The organism is Weizmannia sp. CD-2023, assembly GCF_036225245.1.
Lineage (GTDB): Bacteria > Bacillota > Bacilli > Bacillales > Bacillaceae_C > Weizmannia > Weizmannia faecalis.
In genome coordinates, this window is sequence record NZ_JARTJQ010000141.1 from 1 (window position 1) to 3,749 (window position 3,749).

General features: G+C 35.2%; 2 protein-coding genes and 2 pseudogenes. All 4 read left to right on the top strand.

The features are described 5' to 3' along the window. The first annotated feature begins 177 nt into the window (after positions 1-177). Positions 178-1,412: pseudogene (locus P9687_RS16795) on the top strand (IS110 family transposase). 176 nt (positions 1,413-1,588) lie between these two features. Further along, the gene (locus tag P9687_RS16800; RefSeq protein WP_328228643.1) at positions 1,589-2,074 is read left to right on the top strand and encodes an HNH endonuclease; all 486 of its coding nucleotides are present in this window, start codon (positions 1,589-1,591) and stop codon (positions 2,072-2,074) included. Continuing rightward, the gene (locus tag P9687_RS16805; protein WP_328220712.1) at positions 2,071-2,559 is read left to right on the top strand and encodes an SMI1/KNR4 family protein; all 489 of its coding nucleotides are present in this window, start codon (positions 2,071-2,073) and stop codon (positions 2,557-2,559) included. Before P9687_RS16800 ends, P9687_RS16805 begins: the two co-directional genes overlap by 4 nt. Positions 2,560-3,040: 481 nt before the next feature. Then, a pseudogene (locus tag P9687_RS16810) lies at positions 3,041-3,204 on the top strand (IS5/IS1182 family transposase); the annotation flags it as partial. Positions 3,205-3,749: the final 545 nt, after the last annotated feature.

A 3,749-nucleotide genomic window follows, 5' to 3' on the forward strand; every position in this document is an offset into this window, starting at 1 on the left:
AAGTCCGAAACTTGAGTTAATAGGTTACTTAAAAAAGGGACTCATTTTCTTATAAGTTACTGTGTAGCGATGAAAATGGATAGGCTTTCGTACCAATGCGCACCGATTGGTGAACGCTCGAACTAAGGTTGCCGGCATTTTCATTCAATAATTGAAAACTGAATAGGAGGATGAGCCATGCATGAAAAACAGAAACACATCTATGTGGGTGTAGACTTGCATAAACAGCATCATGTGGCAGTGATCATTAATTGTTGGCAGGAGAAGCTTGATGAAATAAAGTTTGAAAATAAACCGTCCGCCTTCTCAAAATTTTTACTAGATATTGAAAAATTGACAGAAGAAGGGTTGATACCTGTATTTGGTTTGGAAGATGTGGGTGGTTACGGTGTGCACTGGCACAATATCTAACGGACCATGGACAAGTTGTAAAAGAGGTTAACCCAGCTCTTTCTTATGCTGAACGAAAAAGCTATATGACCACACAAAAAAGTGATAGCTGGGATGCAGAATGTGTAGCACGCATTTTGTTGAATAAACTGAACCATTTGCCAGATGCAAAACCGCATGATCTATTTTGGTCGATACAACAGTTGGTTACTAGAAGAAATGCATTGGTAAAGGCGCAAGGTGCTTTAAAGAACCAACTGCACATTCAATTGAGCCACCATTACCCTAGCTATAAGAAGTTTTTCTCAGAGGTGGATGGAAAAAAGGCATTGGCATTTTGGAAACTATACCCGTCACCTTCAAGTTTAGACGGTGTAAATGTGAAGAAATTGACCACTTTTTTATTAGAAGCCAGTAACAATACATGTTTAGTGAAAAAAGCGAATGAAATATTGAAGCTAGTGAAAGATGGATGGACATACACAGAAAGAACACCAAGAAACAAGAGACTTTTTGGTAGAAAGCATTGTGCGCCACATTTTGTTTGGAAAGCAGGAAATAGGCAAGGTGGAAAGAGAATTAAAAGAGTTAATGAGCTTACTAGACTTTCAACTAGACTCCATGCCAGGCATTGACCTCGTAACAGCATCAGCATTAATAGCTGAAATAGGTGATGTAAGACGGTTTCCAAATGCCAACAAATTAGCAAGATTTGCGGGGATTGCGCCTGTTTACTTTGGGTCCGGTGGGAAAGGCAAGGAACAAAAAAGCAAACAGGGAAATCGGGCGCTGCATGCGTTATTTTATAACCTCGCCGTACAGCAAGTGCAGTAGCTAAAGGAAGTAAGCTACCAAGGAACCCAGTGTTTTATGCATATTACCAACGAAAGCTTAGAGAAGGCAAAACAAAGGGACAAGCATTGGTTTGTATCATAAGAAGGCTTGTGAATATTATTTATGGCATGATGAAAAATAAAACAGCTTATAAATTACCGATAATAAAAGATAAGGAAGTAGTTTAAAAGGGTGGTAAAATGGCTGATTTTTTTATTTTTAGTATTTAAGATTACAACATAGGGTACGGGTAAAGTTCACCGTTCTGAAATTGATGAAGTAATAAAAAAATGATTATGATGCAAACGGAAATCTGGTAAATAGATCTATTGTTCCAAAAGGCTACGATAGTGTTGAAGATTTCTTGAAGGTTGTAGACGATACAACAATAAAAGAATTTGGTTACGACAGTGTTGAGGAATTTAAAGTGGTTGTGGGACATGTAGATGATTATTTAAATTCCTCACCTAAGAATAATATAGTTAATAAAGCGTTAGCGGGAGGAAAACACGTGAAAAGCGTAGATTATGATGTATTAGGTTTTCCAATTTTTAAAGGTGACGATGTTAAATTTCCACTAAAACTACAAGATTTTCTTTTTAAAGCAACTGATGATAAGCAGTTTAAAGAATGCACGAGAAACCTAAGAGAGGCAATTGAAAAGGGAAAAGTTTCAAAAGATTTGTTTACCTCAAAACAATTAATGCAAATAAATGCTGGGAAACCGAGAATTCAGGGCTTAACTTGGCATCATCATCAGGTTCCAGGAAAGATGCAGTTAGTTATTTCAAAGGTTCATGATGTAAACCATTTAGGTGGTAATAAATTATGGGGAGATGGTATTAGATGAGTAGATTAGAATGGCAATTTGCTGATGAACCAGTTAGTAAAGATTATGTAGAAAAGATTGGAAATAACCTAGGTTTTAAATTTCCCAAAGATTACATTAGCTGTGTTGCTGTAAATAATGGTGCAAATGTAGAACCTGAAATATTTAATGTAGGAAATAGAGAGAAAGTATTTGGTACACTATTATCATTTGATAAAGGTAATGACGAATTTATTGTAGATGTTTATAATAGTTATAAGAAAACATTGCCAAATGGAGTAGTCCCATTTGCATTTGACCCTGCGGGAAACTTAATATGTTTTGATTATAAAAATCATGAAGATAATCCCATCGTAGTTTTTTGGGAACATGAAAATGCTTGGGAAAAAGATATGCTAATACGAGAAGAGGGTTTAACGGAAGAACAGGCTGAAGAACACGCAAGAGAAAATATATTTTACGTGGCAGCGACATTTACGGAATTTCTTGATAAGCTACATGACTAAGAGCATCAGCAGGAAAAAATATATGAATCAAGTATTCAAATAAGCTGTAGCATCACGGGCGAATATAGTGTTATTTTGTTATAAAAGTAGTTAGGGCTTGCTGAACGAATCCGACGCTGAGTTTGTGCCCAATTTATCTGCAACCTCTGTCTCAAAATATAGAAGAATCCTTTTGCGAAAAGGGGTGATTTGATCTTCTCCATACGTTGAATCGGCTTTCGCGTGCAGGCATTTCCCTGGATTTGTTGTAAAACCCTTGCATTTAAATGGTGGCCAAAGCTGTCAGCAGCCTTGCCAAATCTAGGAATTTCGCTTATTCAGCAAGCCCTAGTTATGATAATTTTGCAAGATGATAATTAGGACTTGCTGAATAAACAAAAATTCCAATTTGACAAGGATTTTGGCTACTTTTATCGAATATTAAGTGTAAGGTTTTTTCATAGGAAACATGTAAAAAACCTTGCACTTGAAGGCCGTTACAATGTACAAAAAGACCGAATATCAATTAACTTTTGTAGAAGATTTTTTCAACCATTCGGTGGAAAATTAAATAAAGAAAATCGCTGGGTCTGTCTTGCTGAATTAATCCCTTGGTGGAAGGCTGAAGAAAAGTATGCCAAGTCCTTTAAGAAAAAATTCAAGGGCATCTAACTTTACTGAATTTTTAAAAGATAATTATTATTGTTAGATTGTATAGCAAATAAGGAAGCGCCTGATGTCTTTTAAGATACATAAGTTTTTATTAAAGTCTTAGAGATTGGATAAAATAGATGATGCTTGTACACCCAGAGTATATAGCAGTTGGAAAGAATAGTAAAATATGAAAACATAGCATTAAATTGAAAGATGTAGCTTTAGGCATGATCGACAGCCTGAAAGACATGAGTGAAAATTTGAAGAAGAGTTTTGGAGGTACAAATACTGATGGCTCTCCGTGTATACAAAATGGATTTACTGTTGCAAGAAATGGAAGAATTATACTCAGAATGGAAATTTAATGATAGATATGAATCACAATTGGAGAAGAACTATATAAAGTTGTTAATGGAAAAGAAGAATTAGTGGCGATTTTTAATGGTAAAAAATTTGTGCCAATTAATAATTAAGAGGTGATTAAAAATGATAAGAAGTGGTCTTTATGGAACTTATAAAGGCAAAGAATATGAGATAAATTATGATATGGAGGAAAA

Coding starts and splice junctions, on each gene's coding strand:
- P9687_RS16805 (WP_328220712.1), top strand. CDS start 2,071: ATGAGTAGATTAGAATGGCAATTTGCTGATGAACCAGTTAGTAAAGAT.